Genomic DNA, 25011 nt, shown 5'->3' on the forward strand with positions numbered 1-25011 from the left:
TTATTCTTTTACAACTTTTATCTTCTTTATTAGCATTTCTTCGACTTTCGTTCTAAACCAATTTGTCGATGCTAAAACATCTTGATTCAATTCAAATTTGCTCAGATATGATTTATTATAATCTTTCATACTGTAATATTCATAAAATTCTGAAAATTTATCACTTTTTAATCTGTCCAAAATTTCTTCTGAATTCTTTTCATCTCGGTATTTTTCACCACTATATTTAAGTTCAAAATATGTGCTTCTGGCTTTATTCAACTTACTTGCAATTTTTAGTAAATTTTCATTTTTTACTAATACAATATTTTTTATATAATCCTCTTTATTGTAATCAGGGAGTTCCAATTCTTCAATATTTTCAGGATGAAATAGATAGTTTTCTAAGCAATAATAATCTAAAATGCAATAATTAGGAAAATCAATCTGAATAGCTTTTTTTTCTGATTCTAAAATAAAATCTTTATCCCTAAAACCAATTATATCTGAATCAGATTGAACCCTTCCAAATACGGTGAAACTATCTTTTTCAGGCAAGAAATCTATATTTAAAAAACCTAAAGTATTTAAAAGACTTGCATTTAAATTCTCACAAACAATCATTTTTCGTTTTCCAAGTTCTTTACCATAATTACTCAATAATATATTAACATCTACCTCATCTAAAGATTCATCACAAACTATTCTTGCCTTTCCACTAATTTCATATTTCTTCAAAACTTTAAAATGAAAGAAATGTGGGTTACTGCTAATTGTGCAATAACCACAAATACAAGGAACCATTTCTTTAATCTCCAGTTCATTGTAATCTTTATGTATATCTGCAAAAGCCCTTCTAATCAGAAACAAATATTCCTTTACAGAATCACCATAAAGACTGATTGAAATTTTATTTTCGAAATAATATTCTCTAATTAATGCAAATGTGTTTTCATATTTCAACTTAACCCCATACCTCCAATAAATATTTTCGAATATGTCTTCATTCAATTTAACAATTATTCTTGCTAAGATACCTTTAGGCATAAATTTATATCTAAATTCAAATTTAGAAGTTGATTTTTTTTCATTCCATTTAAATTCTATTTGGTCAACTGGGAGGAGTCTTGGTACTAAATACTTCTTTGAACTAACTTCAAAACAAAGATCAAATTTTGTGTTTTTCATTAATGAAATAAGTTCCACTGTTTTTGGTTTATGTTCGGAATCCTTCCATATTCTATCAATATCATGATCTGTAAAAACACCTTTATTATCTTTTACAATAGAGTCATCTAAAATTTTATAAACTCCCTTAGTAATCCACTCATGATTCAAAAAAATAACTTGCTTTAAAACAATATCATTTCTGAAGTGAAGAAAAACACCTAAGTCATGAAAAAAGTCAGAAAGAAAATCCGTTCTTTCTTGTGTCAAATAATAAGTTCTACATAATTTCTCAAACTCATCAAGAGGTATAAAATTCTTTCCATTCGATTTCAAAATTTCTATTTCTCTTCTTATGTCAACCCATACTTTAGGTAACGGATTCCCAATGTGTGGAAGATTTGCTGCGATGTCAATAACCTTGCTTCTAAACTGTTTTAAATTGTCTATATGACAGTTCTCATTTACTAAAGAAATTTTGTCAAAATCAATTATATTATCAAAATTACTTTTATATTCCTTTATCGGTATATCTTTTATCGGTTGATCACATTTATTTAGCACCATTAAAACTGGACTTTTATCGCCAAGTATTTTGATTATGTTAAGCCAATAGAAAAAATCCTCATGACTATCTTCTTTTCTTGATTCAGTAATTAAAAGATATAGAGACCTTTTTGTTAAAAAGAACTGATGAGTTGAGTGATATATTTCTTGACCTCCGAAATCCCAAATATTTATTAGTAAATCTCTTTTTATTTCAGGATTATATTTTACAACTTCATCATTAGAGATATTCCATTGTTGAATATTTATTCCTTCTGTAGATTTTTCATCTTCCAATGAAAAATTTTCATCAATAAGTGCATTCGACAATGAAGTTTTCCCTACTCTGCCTTCTCCTACAAGTATCAATTTAACTTCATATAAGTAATCGGGATCTTTTAGTTCACGGAAAAAATTGCGAATTGAGTCTATACCTTGTGAAGCAATTTCTGGCGGTAAAATATCAAAAGGATTATCTTCTATATCTAAAACTGCTAACTGAGACATATTGGCAACTTTCTCAGGCAATTGTTTGAGTTTGTTATTTCTTAAATTCAAATACTTAAGTCGATCTAAGGAAGCTAATTCGTCACTTATAGTTTTAAGAGAATTATTTTCTAAGTTAAGCTTAGCAAGTCTTTTTATTTTACCAATATCGTCAGGTATGTATTCAATCTTATTACGGAATTTTTCATCAATATCTTTATCATTTCCAAAATCCATAAATACTATGTCAGGATTTTCAAATATTTCAACTGGGATATGTCTTAGTCCACAATTTCTAAAATCAAGACTTGTCCATCCATGCTTTTTTAAATTTTCTAATTGATTAATTATCTTTTTATCATTCATAATTATTTACGCTTTTTTAGAAGAAAAATTCTTAATATTTTTTATTTAAATTTCTTCAATGTTTCTTTCGTGAAATCAGATAAAACCAAACGTCCGCTAATGGCGGCTCTCTCTGCTAATTGATTATCCCAATCATCAGTGCCTCGCCAAAAAATCTTTTTCATTTCTAGCATGGCTTCCGGATTATAGGTGCAAAGGTGTTCTGCAAATTTTTGAACGGCTTCGTCTAACTCTTCAATGGTTTCAAAAACGGATGCATACAATCCTTTTTCTCTTGCCCAATTGGCATCATAAAAGGTGTTGGCATCAATGGCGATTTGCGACATGGCGGAAACACCCATTTTGCGTTCAATTGCCGGAGAAACTACAAATGGTCCGATTCCCACATTGAGTTCGCTTAGTTTAATCGATGCAAATTTTGTAGCCATACAATAATCGGTTGCGGAAGCGATTCCTACTCCGCCACCAACTGTTTTACCTTGAATTCTACCGATGATGAATTTTGGACATTTACGCATAGCGTTGATCACATTAGCAAATCCGGAGAAGAAAATTTTTCCGGTTTCGGCATCGTTGATGGCGATTAGTTCTTTAAAACTGGCTCCGGCACAAAACGTTCGGTCACCACCACTTTTGAGGATGATGACTTTCACTTCGTTATTATTTCCTAGTTCTGTGATAGTCTTGGCTAATTTTTTTAAAACATCACTGGGTAACGAATTTTGTTCGGGATGAAAAAACTCGATGGTGGCGATGTTGTTATTTATATTTTGTTTTACGTAAGCGTCCATATTTTTTTAAAAATTAAGGCTTAAAATTTTTTAAACCATTAAGTGATTAAGATTCATTAAGTTCTTGTTCTAGCCCCGATAGTAGTGGAAAGCCTTTTGTAGGATTGTTGTACTTTTTCTTGGTAAAAAAAAGCGACCAGAGGAAGCTCTTTTTTTGCCTTAGAAAAAAACAACAAGACAAAAAAGCTTGGAACGGATAGCGGGATTGGCTTCTAAAAAAATCATTCATTATAGTATTCCAAATTGTTCAAAATGATGATTCAAATGTTTTCGCTCCAACAAATACGATTCATATTTATTTAAATTTCCAAATACCATATTCTTTAAAACAGCATCTGGATTTTCTTTGAAAAATAATTTGTATGCTTCTCTTGCTTCTAACATTTTTATTTTTGCTGTTTCATAATCAGTATAAACTAACTCTTCCAATTCTCCTTTCTTCATCGTTGGAAATGAAGTCCCCATCGGAAATTTATCATACGCATATAACGAATTATGGACCTTGTCTAAAATCTTTTCAGGTGTAACAATTTCGAAATCTTGAATTTGTCCTGACATGATTTTATAACCATGCTCCAAATGTTCCAATAAATGTTGAGGTGTTAAAATTCCCCATTTTGGCTTTGAATTTTCGGTTAATTTGTTAAGACATTCCGCTATTTTTTCATCGGTCATTTCAATTAATAATTCTTGCTTTTTCTGAACCATTGTTAGAATAGTGGCAACAGCTACTAATTCGTCTTCGGCATCAAAAACTTCCACAAACCATTTTACAATTCCGCTAGGATGTTCAGCAGAAGCGACATCTCGATCCACTTTTTGCTTACAGGTTAAACGTACATAAATTGTATCGTTGTGATATAAGGGACGCAAAAATCTACATTCTTCTAAACCATAATTGGCAGCAACCGGCCCTTTATTTGGGTGTACGAACAATCCTGCCGCGGCTGAAATAATAAAATAACCGTGAGCTGTCCTTTTCTTAAAAATGCTTCCGTCCAGCGATGTGATATCGGTATGTGCATAAAAATGATCCCACGTTAAATTGGCAAAATTGATAATATCGGTATCCGTAAATGTTCGTTTATGTGTTTTTAACGACATCCCTGGTTGAATATCTTCCCAATGGTATTTAAACGGATGTTCGGGAGCTTCTTTGTATTTTGCATTCGCTTGATAAATACCTGTAATTTCTGTTATTGTGGTTGGCGAACCTTGAATTGCACATCGTTGCATATAATGTTTGATTCCCCGAACGCCGCCCATTTCTTCTCCTCCACCGGCACGACCCGGACCACCGTGAACCAACATTGGTAATGGCGAACCGTGACCTGTACTTTGTTTGGCCATATCTCGATTCCCGACTAAAATTCGGCCGTGATGAGAAGCGGCTCCAATCACATAATCTCTAGCAATGGCATCATCATTTGTAAAAATAGAAGAAACCAATGAACCTTTACCCATTTGAGCTAACGCAATGGCTTCATCTAAATTTTTGTATGGCATAATGGTTGAAACGGGTCCGAATGCTTCAATTTCGTGAACCATAATATTTTTAAACGGATTGTTTTCACGCATTAAAATAGGTTTCAAAAACGAACCTTTTGTTGCATCGGCACCAATGGTTTGCACTTCATCAAAATTTCCATACACCATTTCGGCTGTTTGGGCAATTTTGGCGACTTGTGTTTTTACCGTTTCTACTTGTGTTTTATTGATTAAAGCTCCCATTCGAACTTCTTTTAATCTTGGATCACCAATAGTGATTTTATCTAATTGTGTAGCCAATGCTTTTTGAACATCATCTATCATTTCCTCCGGAACAATGACTCTTCGGATAGCGGTACATTTTTGTCCCACTTTCACCGTCATTTCGTTTTTGACCTCTCTGATGAATTGGTCAAATTCCGGTGTTCCCGGAACCGCATCTTTTCCTAAAACAGAGCAATTTAATGAATCCGCTTCCATCGTAAATGGCACTGATTCCTCTAGTAATCTTGGATTATTTTTCAGTATTTTCCCAGTATGTGCGGAGCCTGTAAAAGTCACCACATCTTGCGAATTAACTGTATCTAAAATGGAAGTTGTCTTTCCGCTCAACAATTGCAAAGAACCTTCAGGTAGAATTCCTGACGCAATGATTTCTCTCACCACGGCTTCGGTTAAGAAAGCGGTTTGCGGTGCTGGTAAAACCACTGCTGGCATTCCTGCCATCCAATTGCACGCACACTTCTCTAACATCCCCCAAATTGGGAAGTTAAAAGCATTGATATGAACTGCTACTCCTTGTTTTGGAACCAAAATATGATGAGCCATAAATCGACCACCTTTTGACAAATCGATAGCATCGCCTTCGACATCAAACGGTTGGTTTGGGAATAATTTTCGCAATGATGCGTTGGCAAATAAGTTTCCAAAACCTCCTTCAATATCAATCCAACTATCCACTCGGGTTGCACCAGTTCTATAGCTGATTTCGTAAAAAGCTTCTTTTCTTTTGTTGAGATATAAGGCCAATGATTTAATCATATTGCCTCGTTCTTGAAAAGTCATTTTTCGAAGTGTGTTTCCGTTTTTTCTTCCGTATTCTAAAACAGCTGGAATAGCTAATCCTTCGGTGGATGAAAAACCGATGATTTCTCCGGTTACGGCATCAAACATGGGAATACCTTCGCCTTCGCCTTCAACCCATTTTCCGTTTATATAGTTTTGTAACTTCATGTAATTATTTTTTTAACCGCAAAGCTCGCAAAGGTTCTTCGCAAGGTTCGCAAAGTATTTTTAAACGCGTTCTATAATGGCAGCATAACCTTGACCAACACCAATACACATCGTAATTAACGCATATCGTTTTCCTGTTAATTGTAATTCTAAAGCTGCTGAATAAGCAATTCTAGCTCCTGTCACGCCAAGAGGATGTCCAATAGCAATGGAGCCACCATTTGGATTTAAACGTGGGTCGTTATCGGCAATTCCCCAAGCTCTTGTGCAAGCCAATGCTTGAGCGGCGAATGCTTCATTTAATTCGATAATATCGATGTCACCTAACGTTAAACCGGCTTTCGCCAATGCTTTATTTGTTGCTTCCACTGGTCCAATTCCCATGATTCTTGGCTCTACACCAACCACGGCCGAACTGACAATTCGAGCTAATGGTTTAAGGTTGTATTTTTTTACTGCTTCTTCAGATGCGATAATGGTTGCGGCTGCTCCGTCGTTTAATCCTGATGCGTTTCCGGCGGTTACGCTTCCTTCCTTTCTGAATGCCGGACGTAGCTTTGATAATCCTTCTAACGTTGAATTAGGTTTTACAAACTCATCTTTTGAAAATAAGATTGGATCGCCTTTACGTTGTGGAATTTCAACAGGAACAATTTCTTTAGCCAAACGACCAGATTGTTGAGCGGTGGCGGCTTTCATTTGACTATTGTAGGCAAATACATCTTGATCTTCTCTTGAAATGTTATATTTTTCAACGAGGTTTTCTGCGGTTTCTCCCATCGCATCCGTTCCATATTCTTGATGCATTTTAGGGTTGATAAAACGCCATCCAAAACTGGAATCATACATTTTACTATCTGTTCCATAAGCTGCAGAAGGTTTGGAAACAACTAAGGGTCCGCGAGTCATATTTTCGATTCCGCCTGCAATAAAGAGGTGTCCGTCTCCTGCTTTGATGGCTCTGTTGGCGTGAATGATAGCCGATAATCCTGAACTGCACAAACGGTTGACGGTTTCACCCGGAACTGAATGCGGCAATCCGGCTAATAATAGCGACATTCTGGCTACGTTTCGATTGTCTTCTCCTGCTTGGTTTGCACATCCCATAATGACATCATCGTACGCCTCTTTTGGAATGTTAGGGTTTTTTTCTACTACAGTTTTAATAACCAAAGCCCCTAAATCGTCTGGACGAATGGATGCTAATGTTCCTTGATAACTTCCGATGGGAGTACGAACTCCGTCTATGATATATGATTCCATGTTTTTAAGGTTTTAGGTTGTAGGTAGTAGGAAGTAGGTTAAAGGATGTATTTTTTCAACCTACTTCCTACTACCTACCACCTCTTTTCTATTCCCAATCTTTATTTGTACGATAAACGACTCCTTTGAAAAGAGCAACCATTTCATTGCCTCTTTTTACTTCGATAATATTAAAACCTAATTTATTGTTTACTTTTTCTATTACGGATTCGGCTACTAAATAATCTCCTTCGTTTACTGCTTCAATGTGATTTATAGATGTTTCTATGGAAACTGCGAATTTACCGTGTGTGTTAGCTGCGAATCCGAATGCTGTGTCGGCTAACGAATAGGTAATTCCACCATGAGCCTTGAACATACTATTTAGCATTTCTTTTCTAACTGTCATGGCAACTTTACAACGACCGATTTCGCATTCTAAAATCTCGATACCTAACCATTGGCTGTAGGCATCTTGAGAAAGCATTTTATATGGTATTTTCGTTCCTTCCATTAGAAAAAGTTTTTATTTTCTCTATTCATTTTTCTTAATATCGGACTGCAACGGTAGCGATCTTCATGGTATTCGTTGTATAATTCGTCTAATTTTTCGACACACCAATTGATCCCTTTTTCATCGGCCCAAGTCAAAAGACCTTTAGGGTAATTGACTCCTTTGGTCATAGCGTTATCGATGTCTTTGGCGGAAGCAATGTTTAAAAAGAAAGCTTCGGCCGCTTCGTTGATGAGCATCACTAAAATTCTGTCAACAATGTATTGTCCTAATTGGTTATCTTCGGTTGGTTTTGGTAATTCTGAATTGTAATTATAAAAACCTCTTCCTGATTTTCTCCCGAAATAACAGGCTTCCGACAATCGTTTTTGAGTGAAAGAAGGTTTATATCTTGGATCGAAATAAAAAGCGGTAAAAACCGTTTCGGTTACGGTGTAATTGACATCGTTTCCGATGAAATCCATTAATTCAAATGGTCCCATTCGGAAACCGCCGATGGTTTTCATTGACCAATCGATGGAGGCAAAATCTGCCTTTCCTTCTTCATAAATGCGGAGTGCTTCGCTGTAAAAAGGACGAGCCACACGATTAACAATGAAACCGGGTGTATCTTTTGCAATGGCAACTACTTTTTTCCAGTCGGTGATGGTTTGAACGGTTTTTTCTAAAACCTCTTCACTTGTTTGAATGGCAGGAATCACTTCAACCAATTGCATTAACGGAGCTGGATTGAAAAAATGAATTCCAATGACGCGTTCCGGTTTTTGACAAGAAGCGGCAATCGAAGCGATTGATAATGAGGATGTATTGGATGCTAAAATAGTTTCCGGAGCAACATAATTTTCTAATTCAGAAAATAATTTTCTTTTGATGTCTAAATTTTCAACAATGGCTTCGATGACTAAATCGGAATGCGATAGCTCAGCAAATGTGGTTGTATAGGAAATATTATTGATGATTCTGTCTTTTTCTGTTTCATCAATTTTTTCTTTTTCAACTAATCTGGAAAGTGTTGTTTCGAGGTTGTTCTCGCTTTTTTCCAATGCAGCATGATTGGTGTCATAAAGATGCACATGACACCCCGCTGTTGCAGCCACCTGTGCGATGCCACTTCCCATGGTTCCTGAACCGATTACTGCTACTTTCAAATTAGTTTCCATTAAATTGCGGTTTTCTTTTTTCTACAAAAGCGGTTACGCCTTCTTTGTAATCGTTGGATGAACTGGCTTCAATTTGCAAATCACTTTCTAAAGTTAATTGCTGTTCTAAATTATTTGTCATCGATTGATTTAATAATCGTTTGGTTAAGCCGATGGCTTTGGTTGGCATTTCGGCTAATGTTTCGGCTATTTTTATAACTTCTTCTGTGAATGATTCTGGTGCAATTACTTTATAAACCATTCCTAATTTCTCTGCTTCAACGGCAGAAACTTTATCCCCTAACATCATTAAAGCCGAAGCTTTTTGAAATCCGATTAATCGAGGCAAGAAAAAGGTTCCGGCACTGTCAGGAATTAATCCGATTTTGCTGAACGCTTGAATGAAGGAAGCATTTTCAGCAGCTAACACAATATCACAAGCCAAAGCAATATTGGCTCCGGCTCCGGCAGCAACACCATTGACAGCAGCAATAACAGGTTTTTCGATTGTTCTAATTTTTTGAATAATTGGATTATAATGTTCTTCCAGAATTTTTCTGAAACCGGGATTTAAATCCGGATCGGTGACTTCTTTTAAATCTTGTCCCGCACAAAAGGCTTTTCCGTTTCCGGTAATGACGATGGCTCGAACTGAAGTATCTGTTTCACAATTATCTAAAATATTTTGTAAAGACAAAGCCATTTCACGGTTGAAACTATTGAACACGTCGGGTCTGTTCAGTGAGAGGAAGGCTACTTTGTTGTTTATTTTTAATTCGATTGAATTGGTCATATTTTAATTTTCTCGCAAAGTCGCAAAGACGCAAAAACTTTGATGGGTTTCTATTTTAAACATTTAAAATAATCAAAAGGCTCTAAACAATCTTCGCATTGAAAAAATGCTTTACAGGCTGTTGAACCAAATTGACTGACTAATTTGGTGTTGAATGATCCACATTGCGGACATTTAACTAACTTTTTATTTCCTAAAAGAGCTTCTTTGTCGGCTGTTTCGTTTAATGGTGAAGCAATTCCGTATTTTTCTAATGCTAAACGACCTTTTGGGGTTATCCAATCGGTTGTCCAAGCGGGTGAGAGTATTAGTTCCACTTTTGCTTCTAGTCCTTTTTCTTGGAATGCTTTGATGATATCATCTCCAATTACATCCATTGCTGGGCAACCGCTGTAGGTTGGCGTAATTTGGACGTTGACGATTCCGTTTTGTATTTTGGCGGAACGAACCACACCCATTTCCATTATCGATAGCACCGGAATTTCCGGATCGGAAACTGTTTCGAGGATTTCGAATAGTTTTGGGTCGATATGTTGGATTTGTTCTGTCATTTTTTTAACCGCAAATAACACAAAGCTTTTACGCAAAGGTCACCAAGTTTTTACCAAGTCATGTTTGGATAAGTGCGTTGCATATATTGTAATTCGGTTAGAATGTACCCCATATGTTCGCTATGAATTCCTTGTTTTCCTCCTTTTTGGAAATATTCTATGGTTGGTGTTTGTAAGGTCGATTCTTCTAAAATGGTATTTACTCTTTTATAAAAAGCCTCTTTCAACTGAGTAACATCAACGCCAATCCCTTCGGAAACCATTGCTTTTTCGGCATCGGTTTGATGAAATAACTCATCGGTAAAAACCCATAAATCATTGAGGGCAGTTTGGATTCGGTTGTGACTTTCATCGGTTCCGTCGCCTAATCTTCTGATCCAATCGGATGAAAATCGGGTGTGATAGGAAACTTCTTTGATGCTTTTTTTGGCTATAGCCGATAAGGTTGCATCTGAACTATTCTGTAATTCTTCCAACAACAATAAATGATACAAATCAAATAAAAATTGTCGTGCGATGGAATAAGCAAAATCACGATTGGGTTGTTCTACCAAAAGGACGTTTTTGTAATCTCTTTCTTTTCGTAAAAAAGCGATGGTGTCTTCCGTTTCATCGTTACCAATTAATTTGGCGGCATATTGATAGTAACTTCGCACTTGACCGAATAAGTCAAGGGAAATGTTTGTCATCGCAATGTCGGTTTCCAAACTTGGTCCGTGACCGCATAATTCGCCAAGACGTTGACCTAAAATCAAGGAATTATCCGCTATGCTGAATATATATTGAACTAAATTATTATTCATATTTCTATATTTTTCTCGCAAAGTCGCAAAGACTTAAAACCGCGAATTTATATTTTAATCTGCAAGGTTTTGGAAAACTTGCAGGTTGGATATTACATATGTTTTAATTCGTCCGGAAGTTCATAAAAAGTTGGATGACGATAGGCTTTGTCTTTTGCGGGTTCAAAAAGCTCTGCACTGTCTTCCGGATTGGAAGCTGTGATTTGTGCTGATGGAACGACCCAAATGCTCACTCCTTCCATTCTGCGTGTGTAAACATCGCGAGCATTTTCGAGTGCCATCGTTGCATCACTTGCGTGAAGACTTCCACAATGACGGTGTTCTAATCCATTTTTACTTCGTATAAATACTTCCCATAGAGGCCAGTTTTTCATATTTTTTGAGGTTGTAGGTTGTAGGTTGTAGGTTGCAGGGAACTTCTAAGGCCTACTATCCATTACCTACCACCAAAATTACACTGCTACATTTAATTTTTTGCTTTCTTGTTTTTCGGCATAAGCCATAGCGGCATCGCGAACCCATTTTCCTTTTTCCCAAGCGTTTACTCTTGCCGAAATACGTTCTTTATTACAAGGGCCGTGACCTTTTACCACTTGCCAAAATTCATCCCAATCTAAGTCGCCGAATTCGTAATGTTTGGTGTCTTCGTTGAATTTTAAAGTCGGATCAGGAATGGTTAAACCAATCATATCCGCTTGCGGAACCGTTTGATCAACAAATTGTTGACGCAAGTCGTCATTTGATTTTCTTTTTAATTTCCATTTCATGGATTGTTCTGTGTGAACAGAAGCATCATCCGTAGGTCCAAGCATCATTAACGATGGAAACCACCAACGATTCAAAGCATCTTGAGCCATTTCTTTTTGTTCTGGTGTTCCATTGGCTAACGTCATCATGATTTGAAAACCTTGACGCTGATGAAAACTTTCTTCTTTACATACGCGAACCATTGCACGAGCATAAGGTCCGAAAGAAGTAGAACAAAGAGGCACTTGATTAATAATTGCAGCACCATCTACCAACCAACCAATGGCACCCATATCGGCCCACGTTAGTGTTGGATAATTAAAAATACTAGAGTATTTCGCTTTCCCTGAATGCAATTGTTCATATAACTCTTCGCGAGTAACTCCTAACGTTTCACAAGCTGAATACAAGTATAAACCGTGACCTGCTTCGTCTTGAATTTTAGCTAATAAAGCTACTTTTCTTTTTAAAGTTGGAGCACGAGTTATCCAATTCCCCTCTGGCAACATACCCACAATTTCGGAATGTGCATGTTGTGAAATTTGACGAATATGGGTTTGACGATACTTTTCGGGCATCCAATCTTTCGGTTCGATTTTTTCGTCTCGTGCTATTTTAGCATCGAAAATTTCTTCTAGGTTTTTTACTTCTTTCTCTGACATATATTTTTTGTTTGACGTTTAAAGTTTGAAGTTTCAAGCAACTAACCTGAAACATTAAACCTGAAACAATTTTTTTATACTCCAAAATCTACAACAACTTTATCGGTTGTTGGTACAGCTTGACAACTTAAAACCAACCCTTTCGCGACATCGTGTGCATCTAAAGCGTAGTTTACTTTCATTTCCACTTCGCCTTCAATCACTTTACATTTACACGTGCTACAAACACCTCCTTTACAGGCAAAAGGTAAGTCGGCACCTGCCGCTAAAGCTCCATCCAGAATATTATCATAGGCTTCATCCATCACAAAATGGAATTCTTTTCCGCCATCGATAATGGTTACATCGGTTCCTTCCGCTTTATGTTCTACAATTTTTTTAATACGTTCTTTGTCTGCTTCCGAAATACCGGAGGTAAACAATTCGTAATGAATTTTATCTTTATCTAATCCTGCCGCAACTAATTCGTCACGTAACAGAAAAATCATTTCTTCGGGACCACAAATAAAACATTCGTCAATAGTTGGAACATCGATGATTTTATCCGTAAGGATTTGAATTTTCTCTTTAGTAAATCGTCCGTTTAATAACTCGATACTTCTGTGTTCTTTCGTTAGAAAATGAAAAATCTCAAAACGACCGAAGTACCTGTTTTTCAACTGTTCAATTTCTTCTTTAAAGATAATTGATTTTACACTTCGGTTCAAATAAAATAATTTGAATGTGCTATTTGGTTCCGTTGCCAAGTGTGTTTTTATAATGGAAAGAATGGGTGTTATTCCACTTCCGGCAGCAAATGCAATATAATTTTTTGCTTTATCGGTAGAAATAGTTGTATTAAACTTCCCGCTTGGCGGCATTATTTCAAGAAAATCATTTTTTTTCAATGAATCATTTACAAACGATGAAAAAACTCCACCATTGATTCTTTTAACAGCAACTTTCCATTTATTTTCAACCGGACTGGAACACAACGAATAGGAACGACGCACATCTTCCCCATCAATTATGGCTCGTAAAGTTAAATGCTGTCCTTGTTTGAATTGAAATTCTTGGCTTAATTCTTCCGGAACTTCAAAAGTTAGTACCGAACAGTCTCTTGTCTCTTTGTAAATATCTGCAATTTTAATGCTATGAAATTTGGCCATATCTATAATTAATAAAACTAACAATTGTTAGTTTACAATGCAAATTTAATCATTTTTTTTAAATGTTACGAAAACGTTTGAAAAAATTAACAGATGTTGATCATCAGAGATTTATTTATTTGCCACTCCTTTTAAAAAAACGGTAGCAATTGTATTTTGAAGGGTTTGAGCGTCTAAATCTTTGGTTTTATTATACCACAAATACATGGTTCGAAGGGTAGATAATATAGAAAAAACCACTACTTCCTGATTACAATTTTTCAATTCTCCGGCCAAAACACCTTCGCTGATTATTTTACGGAAATTCGCTTCATATTCTGTACGCATTTTAACAAAATACTGAAGTTCATCGTCGGTTAAATGCATCCAATCGTTGTTTAAACAAGCCAACGCATCCGCATTTCTCAGCGTAATATCAATATGCAATTGAATGACACGCTCAATTTTGGTTAGTACCAAATCATTCGAATTGACAATTTCATTCATCACATTGGTAAATTCTTCCGCAATTTCAATGATAATTAAAACTAGTATTTCTTGCTTCGATTTAATGTGATTATACAGGCTCGCTGCTTTGATATTCATGGCTTGGGCAATGTCACGCATGGTCACAGCACTATATCCTTTTTCTTTAAAAAGTTGAGCGGCAATGGTGATTATCTCTAATTTTCGATCGGTAATTTTCATAGAAATCAAATATAATAGAATATTTTCAGCTGCGTAACTTTTGTTACCAATTAAACTAATAAACGCTATTATCTTTGTACCATAAAATTGAAAATTATGGGATTATTAGATATGCTAGGTTTTGGTTCAAAAACTGAAAATGTAAAAAATTTTACGGATAGAAATGCAGTGATTATTGACGTTCGAACTGTTGGCGAATTTCAGCAAGGACACATTAAAAATTCGAAAAACATTCCGTTGAACATTCTTTCAACAAAAATTAATGAAATTAAAAAACTGAATAAACCAGTAATTGTTTGTTGTCAAAGTGGTATGCGAAGCGGTCAAGCAGCCGGTATTTTAAAAAGTAATGGCATTGAAGTAATGAATGGTGGTGGCTGGCAGAGTTTGGAAAACAAATTGTAAAACCCAGGAAAATGTAGTATTGAAACGGTTCCAACTGGAGTCGTTTTTTTATGTTTTTAATTTACCTTTTAAGGCGGTTTGCGACTTAATCACTTCTCCATTGTATTGTAAAGTCCAACCCATCGTATTTGTCAAAATCAATATTTTGGAAAGTTCACTAATCAATCGGTTTTCAGCGTTGGTTTTGAGTTTTGATTTTTCCATTTTTTTGGCGATTTCAGCTTTGACTTTCTTATTAATTTTATTGTAATCAGCTGTTCCAAACGGATTAAAAGTGCTTTCATCGATACTGTAAAATTGGATATCGGGATTGATTTTCATTTCGGCTTCAGGAATGTTTGTGATGGAAATGGTTTTGGTGGTCTCATTAATATCATATTTAATTTTGCTTAAATCATACGAAACCGTCACTTCGGCATTCACAACCATCAAGGCTTTCTTTTCAAAAGAAATCATATCCATCAAATATTTCTTTTGATCTTTGTATGTCATTACTTGCGAATACGTTCCTTCGGTAACAACTAATTTGGAGACATTTCGCAATTGTTTTTGGATTAAAGCAGAATTGTATTCGATAGTGGAAGAATCTTTTTCTTTCGTAAAATATTGATAACCGAGATAAAGTAAAACACCAAAAATGATGATGTAAATCAATTTCCCCGATCGTCCAATCGCCTGAATAATAGGAACTAATATGTTTTTAAGTTGCGTTTCTGTGGATTGATTTCTTCGTGTTGCCATCGCCTATATATTTATACGAAGATAAAAATTTAAATCAACTTATTCGATTTGGCTTTTTGAATGGCTTCTAATTTATTGTGCACTTGAAGTTTAGTATAAATATTTTCGATGTGTTTTCGAACAGTTGATGGCGAAAGTATCAAATTATCGGCAATTTGGTTATAATTTAATCCTTTTGAAAGTTGTTCCAATACTTCAATTTCACGTGTGGAAAGTTTGATTTCTTCTTCTTCCGTTTTTGCATCAAAATCGATGGGATTTCGCAATAATTTTAAAGTTTTTAAAGCAATAGAAGGATTCATCGCCGCTCCACCGTTTAATGTTTCAATAATACCTTGGTGCAAATCGGTTGGATTGACTTCTTTGAGTAAATAACCATCTGCTCCGGCTTTGATGGCGTTGAAAATATTTTCATCATTATCAAAAGCGGTTAACATGATAACTTTTATTTGTGGATATTTTTGTTTGATGATGGCGGTGGCTTCAATTCCGTTGAGAATTGGCATTTCGATATCCATCAAAAGGACATCTAAGTTATGATTAGCATCTAATTTGGTTAATAATTCAGCTCCGTTTAAAGCAGAAAATTTGATTTGAATATCTTCAAAAAAAGATAATTTTTCCCGGATAGCTTTGATTAGAAAACTGTTATCATCAATGATGGCGAGTTTGATATTCATTTTTCTTAAAAATTAGTTTTACTAAAAAGATGTAAAAATTCGAGTTTCAATTGAATGGCGTTTAGTTTCTGTTGCGTAGTTTCTTCTAATTCAGCTAAATTATTGATGGAATCATTCATTTTATCTTTTTTATTTTTTTCTGAAATCAATTGATCTTGAATACAAAAAACACGGTAAAGATGTTCTTTCTCTTTTTTACTATTTTTTCGTTTGAAAAATAAAATCAAAAATAGATTTATCAAAATAAAGAGAATGATAAGTGATTGATTCATAAAATTTCATTTTTTGATTGAACTCAAATTTAGCAAAAAATTAAACTGAATTACATACGGCAATTGCCTTATTCTACGAAATTTCTTTTTCTATTAAAACGGTTGTTCCTTTTTCTTTTTCGGAAATAATTTTGAAGTTGGCATTGAGTTCTAATGCTCTTTTTTTCATATTATTTAAACCATTTCCGAGTTCGATTTCTGATTCTGAAAAACCAATTCCGTTATCCTTAATGGAAAAAATCATTTTATTATTTTCTTGTTTTAATAGAATTTTAATTTGAGATGCGTTGGCATACTTTACAGCGTTATTGACGGATTCTTGAATGATTCTGTAAATATTCATTCCTTCAACAGATGAAAATTCGTGTGCAGCATTGACACTGTCTTCAATAGAAAAATCAAATGAAATTCCGTGCGTTGCCAACTGAGCATTATCAATAAAATTGGTAATTCGAATTTGTAGATCTTCTACAGAAATAGCATTTTTGTTCATTGCCCAAATGGTATCTCGCAACTCGGTAATTGTGTTTTTGGTAAAGCCACTAATGTTATCAAATTTGGAAACTAATTTCTCTTTGGCGATATCAAAATACTTCAAATTATCAATGGAAGAAATAATGAATGTGAGTTGTGAACCGATATTGTCATGCAAATCTCTGGAAATTTGCAATCGTTGTTCTTGTAGCTTATTTTGGGTTTCAATTTTAACGAGCGCTGCTTTGAGTTCGACTTCCTTGATAAGTTGATTGTTCTTAATTTTTTGTTGATTGTATAAAAGATAGCCGAGCAATCCCAATACAAAAGCAAATCCTAATGAACCAAAAATAATTGTGTTTTTTTGTTTAATTTTTAATTCATTTTCGGCTAATTCTGCTCTGTTTTTAGCAATTTCAGTATCTTTTTTGGCGGTTTGGTATTTCGTTTCTAACTCCTGTAGTTGCTTTACATTGGATAACTTTTGGATGCTATCCTGAAAAACTCCTTTCTTTTTGTAAAACTCACTTGCCATTTTATAATCATTTTTAGCTTCATATAACATAGCATAGTAATTTAAAGTGTTCTCAATATCAAAAGAAGATTTCGATTTATTTGCATAAAAAAAGGCACTGTCAAAACATTTTTTAGCGGCATTATAGTCTTCTTTGTAAAGATGAACATCGCCAATGTTATTATAGGAAGAAGCCAATCCGGCAAAATTTCGATTAGAATATTCCGTTTTCAATGCTTTATTAAAGTAAATAACAGCAGAATCAGTTTGTTCTAAATAATAATAAACACCTCCAACGTTATTAAATGATTCAGCCATTCCCCTTTTGTCATTAAGTTGAATTTCAAAATCAAGTGATTTTTTAAAATAGGATAATGCTTGCTCTAAATTATCTTCTTCCACATACACAATCGCCAAATTATTATATGCTTCTGAAAGTCCTTTTTTATGATTTAATTTTTGATACGCTTCAATGGCTCTTTGATGATACGTTTTGGCCTTTTCGATTACCCCAAGTGATTTATAGACCAAGCCCAAATTATTATTGATAATGGCTTGGTTTAAAAAATCCTTTTTGGCATCATAAATTTTTAAAGCCGCAAGAAATGATCTTAAAGACGCTTCAAAAAGCCCTAAATTACGTTGACAAGCACCAATATTATTATGAGAAGAGGCAACTATTAATTCATCTTTTGTTAAGGATAACGCCATTTTAGAATAATCAATTGCTTTGGGATAGTCGCCAATAACACGTGTTACGATACCACGGTTATTGTAAGTGTAGGCCAATGAAAGTTGAAGATTTTTAGATTTGGCAATTTTCTCCGCTTTTTGTAATAATTGAATTGCTTCTCGTGAATTAGAAGGATAAGTTTTTAATGCTTTTACATTCAAATCATCAACTGCTTTATCCTCTTTCACCTGAGCAAAAGTTGAGATAAAAACAAAAAGAAAAAAGCACAAAATTCTATATTGGATCATAGTATTGCTATTTAGTAATCTATTCAAATTTAACTGTTTTAAGCCAAAGTTCACAAAAAATAAGACCTCCAATTTTTATTCTTTTGTCGAAATTTTATTTTAAAACCACTATTAAATTCAGTAACAATACTAAAAATACCATAAAATAAAGGAGCAGCACGATGCGTAATGTTTTAATTGTTTTCATCTTTTATAATGTTGGGTTAAGACAAAATTCGGTTAATCTGCCTTATCAAACAATACGACAAATGCCGTATAAGAGAACTTCCCAACCAAAGCAGATTTTCGATTGGGAAGTAAAAAAACCACTGAAAAAGTTAATCTAAATCAATATTGAAAGAGCCTTCTGTAATTTGTTTTTGAGTGTTATCGTCTACGTTTCTTGCTGTAAAATAGAATGTCCCTTTAATATTTGTATCTGTCACTTCAGAAACTTGAATTTCACCTACTTTTTCACCACCATCAAACGGAGCGTTCCATGTTTCTTCCTGTATATCTAAAGGATTAGACAAATCAAAAGATATTTCTGCATAACTCACGTTTGCTTGACCTAAGCCAAATTCTCCACCGCCAATATCATAAGTGCCAACGCCATTATAAGTCATGATGTTCAAAACAAAAGCTTTACTTGATGTTCCGCCGGTATTACCTTGAATCTGCATCATCGAGGAACCGATTTGCGTGGCAAATGTTGCAATTTCAACGGTAGTTACGTTCGTTCCATCCACTTTCGCGGTAATTGTTCCTGCAGCAGCACTTCCGCCACCTCCACCATCATCATCGCTACTACATGAAGTTAAAAATAAAGTTGTTGTTACTAAAAAGCACACACAGATAAATTTAATTGTTTTCATAATTATTGTATTTAATTGGTTAAATAATTCGAAACAAAATTGCTGCTTTTGGATAAGGAGAACAATAAGGCAAATGCCGTATTTTAATAAAATATGGTTTTTTTGGAAGTCAGAACTACTTGTAAAGCACTATAAAAATTAGAAAAATTATAATGTCTAACCTTTTAACTCAGATTTAAAAAAGGATATTTTTCTTGCAATTGCTCAATTCGTTCATGCAGTTTTTGAACAAAAAGTTGATGTTGTTCCGTGTTTAGATTAAATGGCCGATGCTGTAATCCTTTTTGAATATTTTTCAATTCAGACATAATCGGAAAAACATGATGCGAAACGTGCGATTCTACAAAATGACTCCAAATATAGTCAATCGCAGTTTGGTTAGGATGAAGCATATCTCCGGCATAAAAGCGGTAATCTCTTAAATCGTCCATCATGATTTCGTAGCTTGGGAAGTAGGTGGATGAGGGATAATAATTGATGGATGAATGCAAAGCCGAAATTAAATGTGACTTACTCAATTGATTTTCTACAAAACCATCCTTTAAATGACGGACAGGAGAAACAGTGAAAATGAACTTTATTTCCGGATTGAATTCGGCTAATTTAGATTGAATGTTATTGAGAGATGATTTAATTTCATCAACTGATAATAATTCTTTTGTGAAATTGCTTTGTGGTATTTTATGACAGTTGGCAACTCTTTTTTGTGTGTGCGAAAAACGATAGGTCCAAGCCGTGCCTAAAGTAATGATTAAATGCGAACAAACTTGAAGTTGTCCGTTTAAATACGTTAGAATGCCATTTAAATTGATGAGCATGTCTTCTTTGTCGGGATTATTCAACTCGGAATGTACTTCAAAACAATGCCATAATTCATTTTCAAAAAACAAATCGGCTTCGGTAAATAATCGCATTTCTACAGCACGAAGCAATATGTTTTCTACTGCATCCGGCTGAAAAAGGATGCCAAACGGATTGTTGTAGTGTTGAAATTTATATTCTTCTAATTTAACGCTAATATTTTCGGCAAAACACGAACCCATTGAAACCACCTTCGAATAATAATCGATGAGATGATTGCTTTTTGGAATGTTGATTGGGGTTCGGAAATTCATACTAAAACTGAAATACTATTGAGCTTTATAATAATTTAGTTTCTTGTAAAAGTTGATCTATACACAATTATCCCTTCAGGATCATTAACCGTCTGTTTCAATATCAACTCATCATTAGTTAAACTTTCAACAATATAAGTGTATTCATAAAGCATTGGATCAAATGGAGAGCTAGATATAGTTAATATACTACCATTTAAAATCCATGCAGCTAATTCAACCTCGTTTAACTCACAACTTGTATTGTGACCATTAAAAGTAAGTTCTCCGTTTGTAAAAAACTCTTGAAAATCTCTGCTTGTTTCACAATCATGATTATAATTTTGAAATTCTCCACCATTAGAAGTTCCGCCTTTTATATACCATTTTCCTAATATAGTTGGTTCAGAAATTGCTGATCCTTCGTCATCACTGGTATTGCAAGAAATTGTTAATCCTGCAAAAACTAAAAATAATGTAAATTTTTTCATTTCTGTAATTCGAAATTTTTTATTTAATAAAATCAATTGCCTTCTCCAACGCCTCTTTAATTCCATCCACATTTTTACCACCGGCTGTTGCAAAAAACGGTTGTCCGCCACCACCGCCTTGAATATATTTCCCTAATTCACGAACGACTTGTCCGGCATTTAAATTGTGTGAAGCAACCAATTCTTTAGAAATGTAACAGGTCAACATTGGTTTATTATCCTCGGCTGTAGCCAAAACTAAAAATAAATTATTGCCTAAATTACCTAATTCATACGCCAAATCTTTTGCTCCTTCCGGATTCAAATCGACTTGTTTGGCTAAGAATTTGATACCGTTAATTTCCTGTAGTTTAGATGCTAATTCGCCTTTTAAATTCTTGGCTTTTTCACGCAATAATTGCTCAATTTGTTTTTTTAATTTGGCATTATCATCTTGTAATGAAGCAACTGATTTTAAAATATCTTGCGGATTTTTTAATATTTCTTTTAGTTCAGCTAAAGTGTTTTCTTGATTTTTATAGAAATCTTTCACTGCATCGCCTGTAATCGCTTCAATTCGACGAATTCCCGCAGCCACAGCACCTTCAGAAATAATTTTGAAATGCCAGATGTCTGCTGTATTTTTCACGTGAATTCCACCACATAATTCTTTGCTGTCGCCAAATTCAATCATTCGAACGGAATCGCCGTATTTTTCGCCAAACAAAGCCATTGCACCTTGTTCCATTGCTTGCTGAATCGGAATATTTCGGTGTTCAACTAGTTGTGATTGCTCTTCAATTCGTTGATTTACGAATTCTTCTACTTGTTTAATTTCTTCATCAGAAACTTTCGAAAAATGAGAAAAGTCAAAACGCAAATAATTCGGATTGACCAATGACCCTTTTTGCTCTACGTGCGTTCCTAAAATGGTGCGCAAAGCCAAATGCATCAAATGTGTAGCAGAATGATTTTTGGAAGTTGATGTACGTAAATCGGTATTCACTTTTGCCATAAAACCTGCTTCCACATTTTCAGGAAGTTGTTTGGCAAAATGCAAAATCAAGTTATTTTCCTTTTTGGTATCGATGATTTCGATGGTTTCATTAGCAGAAACTAACGTTCCTTTATCCCCTACTTGTCCTCCACCTTCAGGATAAAATGGTGTGTTATCCAAAACGATTTGGTATAAAATTCCGTCTTTTTTTGAATCTACTTTACGGATTCGCGTGATTTTTACTTTGTTTTCAGTTTGATCGTAACCGACGAATGTTTCAACATTGCCTGGAATTAAAACTGACCAATCTTCGGTTGAAACTTCAGAAGCGGCACGAGAACGCGTCTTTTGTTTTTGCAATTCCACTTCAAATTCTTCTTCCTTATAACTGAAACCTTTTTCTTTTAAAATTAAAGCCGTTAAATCTTTTGGAAAACCAAAAGTATCATACAATTCAAATACTTTTGCTCCAGAAACTTCATTTCCTTTGGTTTCTGAAACGACGTTTTCCAACAATTGCAAACCTTGATCTAATGTTCTCAAAAACGAAGCTTCTTCTTCACGAATCACATTCGTAACCAAATTTTGTTGCTTTTTAATCTCCGGGAAAAATTCGCCCATTTGATTCGCTAAAACTGCGACCAATTCATAAATAAAAGGCTCTTTGGTATTTAAAAACGTAAATCCGTAACGAATCGCACGACGTAAAATTCGACGAATTACATAACCCGCTCCCGTGTTAGAAGGCAATTGACCATCCGCAATCGCAAAAGCAACAGCTCTGATATGATCAACGATTACACGAATCGCAATATTAATTTTATTTTGTTCTTCCGAAATAGTTGCAATTTCGTTGGAAGTATATTTTAAACCTGTAATTTCTTCTACTTTTTCAATGAGTGGTGTAAAAACATCAGTGTCATAATTAGATGTTTTTCCTTGCAAAGCCATACACAAACGTTCAAATCCCATTCCGGTATCCACGTGTTGAGCAGGTAATTTTTCTAACGAACCATCGGCTTTACGATTGAATTCCATGAATACGTTGTTCCAAATTTCCACTACTTGCGGATGGTCGTTATTGACCAAGCTTTTTCCGGAAACGGTTGCTTTTTCTTCTTCCGAACGTAAATCAACGTGAATTTCAGAACAAGGTCCACACGGTCCCTGATCGCCCATCTCCCAAAAATTATCTTTTTTATTTCCTAAAATAATGCGGTCTTCATCAATTAATTCTTTCCAAATATCCCAAGCTTCTTGGTCGAAAGGCACATTTTCTTCCGGATTTCCCTCAAATACAGAAACATATAAATTTTCTTTCGGGATTTTATACACTTCCGTCAGCAATTCCCAAGCCCAATTGATGGCATCTTTCTTAAAATAATCGCCAAAGGACCAGTTGCCAAGCATTTCAAACATGGTGTGATGATAGGTGTCAAACCCAACATCTTCCAAATCATTATGCTTTCCTGATACTCGCAAACATTTTTGGGTGTCGGCTATTCGCTTGCTTTTGGGTTCGGCATTTCCTAAAAAATATTCTTTAAACTGAGCCATTCCCGAGTTGTTAAACATCAAGGTTGGATCATCTTTTAGAACAATAGGTGCCGAAGGAACGATTAAATGTCCTTTACTTTCAAAAAACTGGAGAAACTGCTTGCGGATATCTTGTGAATTCATTTTAAAAAATTATTCGGTGTTTAGTTTTCAAACGGTTATACAAATTTTACAATAAAGAATGCTTTTTACTGTTTAATAACGAATGCTTTCTTTAAAAAATTAAATTAGCATTAGAATGAAACATTTCTTAAATTTGTTCGTCTAATCCTTTTGAAAGCACAAAAATAGTATAATTTAAGAAATGTCGAAGAAAGTAAAGTATTATTACGACACAGAAAGTTTAGCTTATAAAAAAATCAGTCCAAAAAAAGGGAGGAAGTTTGGCTATGTGGCGTTATTTCTAGTTTCATCGGCGTTATTTGGATTTTTATGTTTCGTGATTTTATTAAATACACCTTATTTTGAAACGCCGAAAGACCGTTTACAAGCCCGGGAGATTGACAATTTGAAACTTCGCTACCAAATTTTGAACAAAAAAATGGATCAATTGGATGAAGTAATCGCCAGTATAGAAGAACGTGACAACAATTTATACCGCATTTATTTTAACTCATCTCCTATTCCATCCGAACAGCGAAAAGCAGGATTTGGTGGAGTAAACCGATACAAAGAGTTGGAAGGATATGATAATTCTGAATTGGTAATCAACACCACGAAACGAGTGGACATGATTTCGAAAGAATTAGCTATTCAATCTAAATCGTTGGATGAAATTTTAGTACTTGCCAAAGGAAAAGAGAAATTGTTAGCCGCTATTCCTGCTATTCAACCGGTTAAAAACGAAGATTTAACTCGTGTGGCGTCAGGATTTGGATATCGAAATGACCCGTTTACAAAAATCAGAAAAATGCACAACGGTATGGATTTTACCGCTAAAACAGGTACTCCGGTCTTTGCCTCCGGTGATGGTGTTGTGGAGAGAGCCGATAATTCGATGTCAGGATATGGAAATTTAATCATTATCAAACATGGATTTGGTTACACAACATATTACGCTCATTTAAGCAAATACAAAATTAGAGCCGGTCAAAAAGTGAAAAGAGGTGATATCATAGGCTATGTTGGAAGCACCGGACGAAGCGAGGCTCCCCATTTACATTATGAAGTTCATAAAGACGGCGAACCGATTAACCCAATCAATTTTTATTACGGAAGCATTTCTGCCGAAGAATATATTGCCATTTCAAAAATTGCTAACCAAGAAAATCAAGCACTCGACTAATGCATTTGAACTTACCAGAAAAAAGATACTACAGCATTGGCGAATTGGCCAAAGCATTCGGCGTGAACGCTTCTTTAATTCGGTTTTGGGATAAAGAATTCGATATTCTGAAACCAAAAAAGAACGCAAAAGGCAACCGAATGTTCACACCCGAAGATGTAAAAAATCTTCAATTAATTTATCATTTGGTGAAAGAACGCGGGTTTACCTTAGAAGGAGCCAAAACCCATTTGAAAGAAGGTCAGAAAAAAACGTTAGACAAATTTGAAATTATCAGCAAATTAGAAGGAATAAAAGCTCAATTAACTGATTTAAAAAACGCTTTATAATACACTAAAAACAACT

At 34.7% G+C, this 25011-nt stretch carries 24 protein-coding genes; 3 read left to right on the forward strand and 21 right to left on the reverse strand.

Translation table 11 applies throughout. The features are described 5' to 3' along the window. From B0I10_RS09330 to B0I10_RS09390, 13 genes are all read right to left on the reverse strand, one after another. Positions 1–2544, reverse strand: coding sequence for a COR domain-containing protein (locus B0I10_RS09330; RefSeq protein WP_112086237.1), 2544 nt, complete (start codon positions 2542–2544; stop codon positions 1–3). A 41-nt stretch (positions 2545–2585) separates the two neighbouring features. Then, positions 2586–3335 carry an enoyl-CoA hydratase/isomerase family protein gene (locus B0I10_RS09335; protein ID WP_112086238.1) on the reverse strand — a complete coding sequence of 250 codons (750 nt, stop codon included), beginning with the start codon at positions 3333–3335 and terminating at the stop codon, positions 2586–2588. A gap of 228 nt (positions 3336–3563) precedes the next feature. Continuing rightward, entirely contained in the window at positions 3564–6056 is a 2493-nt protein-coding gene (paaZ, locus tag B0I10_RS09340) for a phenylacetic acid degradation bifunctional protein PaaZ (RefSeq protein WP_112086239.1), read from the reverse strand. Between the two features lie 60 nt (positions 6057–6116). Continuing rightward, a complete protein-coding gene (gene pcaF, locus B0I10_RS09345) occupies positions 6117–7319 on the reverse strand; it encodes a 3-oxoadipyl-CoA thiolase (RefSeq protein WP_112086240.1) in 1203 nt (400 codons plus the stop codon). A gap of 88 nt (positions 7320–7407) precedes the next feature. Further along, positions 7408–7812: a PaaI family thioesterase gene (locus B0I10_RS09350; protein WP_112086241.1), complete on the reverse strand. Its 405-nt coding sequence runs from the start codon at positions 7810–7812 to the stop codon at positions 7408–7410. Next, complete coding sequence (locus tag B0I10_RS09355) at positions 7812–8972, reverse strand: 3-hydroxyacyl-CoA dehydrogenase NAD-binding domain-containing protein (RefSeq protein ID WP_245942972.1); 1161 nt, start codon at positions 8970–8972, stop codon at positions 7812–7814. The genes B0I10_RS09350 and B0I10_RS09355 overlap by 1 nt, the downstream gene beginning before the upstream one ends. Beyond that, positions 8962–9744, reverse strand: coding sequence for an enoyl-CoA hydratase-related protein (locus B0I10_RS09360; RefSeq protein WP_112086242.1), 783 nt, complete (start codon positions 9742–9744; stop codon positions 8962–8964). The genes B0I10_RS09355 and B0I10_RS09360 overlap by 11 nt, the downstream gene beginning before the upstream one ends. 50 nt (positions 9745–9794) lie before the next feature. Next, positions 9795–10295, reverse strand: coding sequence for a 1,2-phenylacetyl-CoA epoxidase subunit PaaD (paaD, locus tag B0I10_RS09365; protein WP_112086243.1), 501 nt, complete (start codon positions 10293–10295; stop codon positions 9795–9797). Positions 10296–10345: 50 nt separating this feature from the next. Further along, positions 10346–11098 carry a 1,2-phenylacetyl-CoA epoxidase subunit PaaC gene (gene paaC, locus B0I10_RS09370; protein ID WP_112086244.1) on the reverse strand — a complete coding sequence of 251 codons (753 nt, stop codon included), beginning with the start codon at positions 11096–11098 and terminating at the stop codon, positions 10346–10348. A gap of 92 nt (positions 11099–11190) precedes the next feature. Next, entirely contained in the window at positions 11191–11472 is a 282-nt protein-coding gene (gene paaB, locus B0I10_RS09375) for a 1,2-phenylacetyl-CoA epoxidase subunit PaaB (RefSeq protein WP_112086245.1), read from the reverse strand. Positions 11473–11550: 78 nt separating this feature from the next. Next, complete coding sequence (paaA, locus tag B0I10_RS09380) at positions 11551–12507, reverse strand: 1,2-phenylacetyl-CoA epoxidase subunit PaaA (RefSeq protein ID WP_112086246.1); 957 nt, start codon at positions 12505–12507, stop codon at positions 11551–11553. 74 nt (positions 12508–12581) lie between these two features. Further along, entirely contained in the window at positions 12582–13655 is a 1074-nt protein-coding gene (gene paaE, locus B0I10_RS09385; RefSeq protein WP_112086335.1) for a 1,2-phenylacetyl-CoA epoxidase subunit PaaE, read from the reverse strand. A 111-nt stretch (positions 13656–13766) separates the two neighbouring features. Further along, positions 13767–14342, reverse strand: a complete 576-nt coding sequence (locus B0I10_RS09390; protein ID WP_112086247.1) for a TetR/AcrR family transcriptional regulator — start codon at positions 14340–14342, stop codon at positions 13767–13769. Positions 14343–14438: 96 nt separating this feature from the next. Between B0I10_RS09390 and B0I10_RS09395 the strand changes: the two genes are divergently transcribed. Then, positions 14439–14747 carry a rhodanese-like domain-containing protein gene (locus B0I10_RS09395; protein WP_112086248.1) on the forward strand — a complete coding sequence of 103 codons (309 nt, stop codon included), beginning with the start codon at positions 14439–14441 and terminating at the stop codon, positions 14745–14747. A gap of 48 nt (positions 14748–14795) precedes the next feature. Here B0I10_RS09395 and B0I10_RS09400 read toward each other — a convergent pair whose 3' ends face one another. The 8 genes from B0I10_RS09400 to alaS form a co-directional block, all read right to left on the reverse strand. Further along, complete coding sequence (locus B0I10_RS09400) at positions 14796–15488, reverse strand: DUF4230 domain-containing protein (RefSeq protein WP_112086249.1); 693 nt, start codon at positions 15486–15488, stop codon at positions 14796–14798. Between the two features lie 29 nt (positions 15489–15517). Beyond that, positions 15518–16168: a response regulator transcription factor gene (locus B0I10_RS09405; RefSeq protein ID WP_112086250.1), complete on the reverse strand. Its 651-nt coding sequence runs from the start codon at positions 16166–16168 to the stop codon at positions 15518–15520. Between the two features lie 5 nt (positions 16169–16173). Further along, positions 16174–16440 carry a hypothetical protein gene (locus B0I10_RS09410; RefSeq protein WP_112086251.1) on the reverse strand — a complete coding sequence of 89 codons (267 nt, stop codon included), beginning with the start codon at positions 16438–16440 and terminating at the stop codon, positions 16174–16176. 73 nt (positions 16441–16513) lie between these two features. Beyond that, positions 16514–18409 (reverse strand): tetratricopeptide repeat-containing sensor histidine kinase, encoded by a 1896-nt coding sequence (locus B0I10_RS09415; protein ID WP_112086252.1) that lies wholly within the window; start codon positions 18407–18409, stop codon positions 16514–16516. Positions 18410–18726: 317 nt separating this feature from the next. Next, the gene (locus B0I10_RS09420) at positions 18727–19263 is read right to left on the reverse strand and encodes a DUF6252 family protein (RefSeq protein ID WP_112086253.1); all 537 of its coding nucleotides are present in this window, start codon (positions 19261–19263) and stop codon (positions 18727–18729) included. Between the two features lie 164 nt (positions 19264–19427). After that, complete coding sequence (locus B0I10_RS09425) at positions 19428–20378, reverse strand: GSCFA domain-containing protein (RefSeq protein WP_112086254.1); 951 nt, start codon at positions 20376–20378, stop codon at positions 19428–19430. A gap of 35 nt (positions 20379–20413) precedes the next feature. Then, positions 20414–20848, reverse strand: coding sequence for a lipocalin family protein (locus tag B0I10_RS09430; RefSeq protein WP_181456932.1), 435 nt, complete (start codon positions 20846–20848; stop codon positions 20414–20416). A gap of 19 nt (positions 20849–20867) precedes the next feature. Then, positions 20868–23504: an alanine--tRNA ligase gene (gene alaS, locus B0I10_RS09435; RefSeq protein ID WP_112086256.1), complete on the reverse strand. Its 2637-nt coding sequence runs from the start codon at positions 23502–23504 to the stop codon at positions 20868–20870. A 181-nt stretch (positions 23505–23685) separates the two neighbouring features. On the opposite strand from alaS, the gene B0I10_RS09440 reads away from it, so the two are divergent. Both B0I10_RS09440 and B0I10_RS09445 read left to right on the forward strand, forming a co-directional pair. After that, entirely contained in the window at positions 23686–24666 is a 981-nt protein-coding gene (locus B0I10_RS09440) for a M23 family metallopeptidase (protein ID WP_112086257.1), read from the forward strand. Continuing rightward, positions 24666–24995: a MerR family transcriptional regulator gene (locus tag B0I10_RS09445; protein ID WP_112086258.1), complete on the forward strand. Its 330-nt coding sequence runs from the start codon at positions 24666–24668 to the stop codon at positions 24993–24995. The genes B0I10_RS09440 and B0I10_RS09445 overlap by 1 nt, the downstream gene beginning before the upstream one ends. Positions 24996–25011 lie beyond the last annotated feature (16 nt).

It is taken from the genome of Flavobacterium lacus, assembly GCF_003268815.1.
Classification (GTDB): domain Bacteria; phylum Bacteroidota; class Bacteroidia; order Flavobacteriales; family Flavobacteriaceae; genus Flavobacterium; species Flavobacterium lacus.

Bases quoted from the DNA above. Each gene is read 5' to 3' on its own strand.
- paaE (WP_112086335.1), bottom strand. From the start codon at position 13,655: ATGGCCAAATTTCATAGCATTAAAATTGCAGATATTTACAAAGAGACA.
- B0I10_RS09355 (WP_245942972.1), bottom strand. From the start codon at position 8,972: ATGGAAACTAATTTGAAAGTAGCAGTAATCGGTTCAGGAACCATGGGA.
- B0I10_RS09445 (WP_112086258.1), top strand. From the start codon at position 24,666: ATGCATTTGAACTTACCAGAAAAAAGATACTACAGCATTGGCGAATTG.
- B0I10_RS09430 (WP_181456932.1), bottom strand. From the start codon at position 20,848: ATGAAAAAATTTACATTATTTTTAGTTTTTGCAGGATTAACAATTTCT.
- B0I10_RS09440 (WP_112086257.1), top strand. From the start codon at position 23,686: ATGTCGAAGAAAGTAAAGTATTATTACGACACAGAAAGTTTAGCTTAT.
- paaD (WP_112086243.1), bottom strand. From the start codon at position 10,295: ATGACAGAACAAATCCAACATATCGACCCAAAACTATTCGAAATCCTC.
- paaC (WP_112086244.1), bottom strand. From the start codon at position 11,098: ATGAATAATAATTTAGTTCAATATATATTCAGCATAGCGGATAATTCC.
- B0I10_RS09420 (WP_112086253.1), bottom strand. From the start codon at position 19,263: ATGAAAACAATTAAATTTATCTGTGTGTGCTTTTTAGTAACAACAACT.
- B0I10_RS09415 (WP_112086252.1), bottom strand. From the start codon at position 18,409: ATGATCCAATATAGAATTTTGTGCTTTTTTCTTTTTGTTTTTATCTCA.
- B0I10_RS09405 (WP_112086250.1), bottom strand. From the start codon at position 16,168: ATGAATATCAAACTCGCCATCATTGATGATAACAGTTTTCTAATCAAA.
- pcaF (WP_112086240.1), bottom strand. From the start codon at position 7,319: ATGGAATCATATATCATAGACGGAGTTCGTACTCCCATCGGAAGTTAT.
- B0I10_RS09360 (WP_112086242.1), bottom strand. From the start codon at position 9,744: ATGACCAATTCAATCGAATTAAAAATAAACAACAAAGTAGCCTTCCTC.
- B0I10_RS09335 (WP_112086238.1), bottom strand. From the start codon at position 3,335: ATGGACGCTTACGTAAAACAAAATATAAATAACAACATCGCCACCATC.
- B0I10_RS09390 (WP_112086247.1), bottom strand. From the start codon at position 14,342: ATGAAAATTACCGATCGAAAATTAGAGATAATCACCATTGCCGCTCAA.
- B0I10_RS09410 (WP_112086251.1), bottom strand. From the start codon at position 16,440: ATGAATCAATCACTTATCATTCTCTTTATTTTGATAAATCTATTTTTG.
- paaA (WP_112086246.1), bottom strand. From the start codon at position 12,507: ATGTCAGAGAAAGAAGTAAAAAACCTAGAAGAAATTTTCGATGCTAAA.
- alaS (WP_112086256.1), bottom strand. From the start codon at position 23,504: ATGAATTCACAAGATATCCGCAAGCAGTTTCTCCAGTTTTTTGAAAGT.
- B0I10_RS09395 (WP_112086248.1), top strand. From the start codon at position 14,439: ATGGGATTATTAGATATGCTAGGTTTTGGTTCAAAAACTGAAAATGTA.
- B0I10_RS09400 (WP_112086249.1), bottom strand. From the start codon at position 15,488: ATGGCAACACGAAGAAATCAATCCACAGAAACGCAACTTAAAAACATA.
- B0I10_RS09425 (WP_112086254.1), bottom strand. From the start codon at position 20,378: ATGAATTTCCGAACCCCAATCAACATTCCAAAAAGCAATCATCTCATC.
- B0I10_RS09350 (WP_112086241.1), bottom strand. From the start codon at position 7,812: ATGGAAGGAACGAAAATACCATATAAAATGCTTTCTCAAGATGCCTAC.
- paaB (WP_112086245.1), bottom strand. From the start codon at position 11,472: ATGAAAAACTGGCCTCTATGGGAAGTATTTATACGAAGTAAAAATGGA.
- paaZ (WP_112086239.1), bottom strand. From the start codon at position 6,056: ATGAAGTTACAAAACTATATAAACGGAAAATGGGTTGAAGGCGAAGGC.
- B0I10_RS09330 (WP_112086237.1), bottom strand. From the start codon at position 2,544: ATGAATGATAAAAAGATAATTAATCAATTAGAAAATTTAAAAAAGCAT.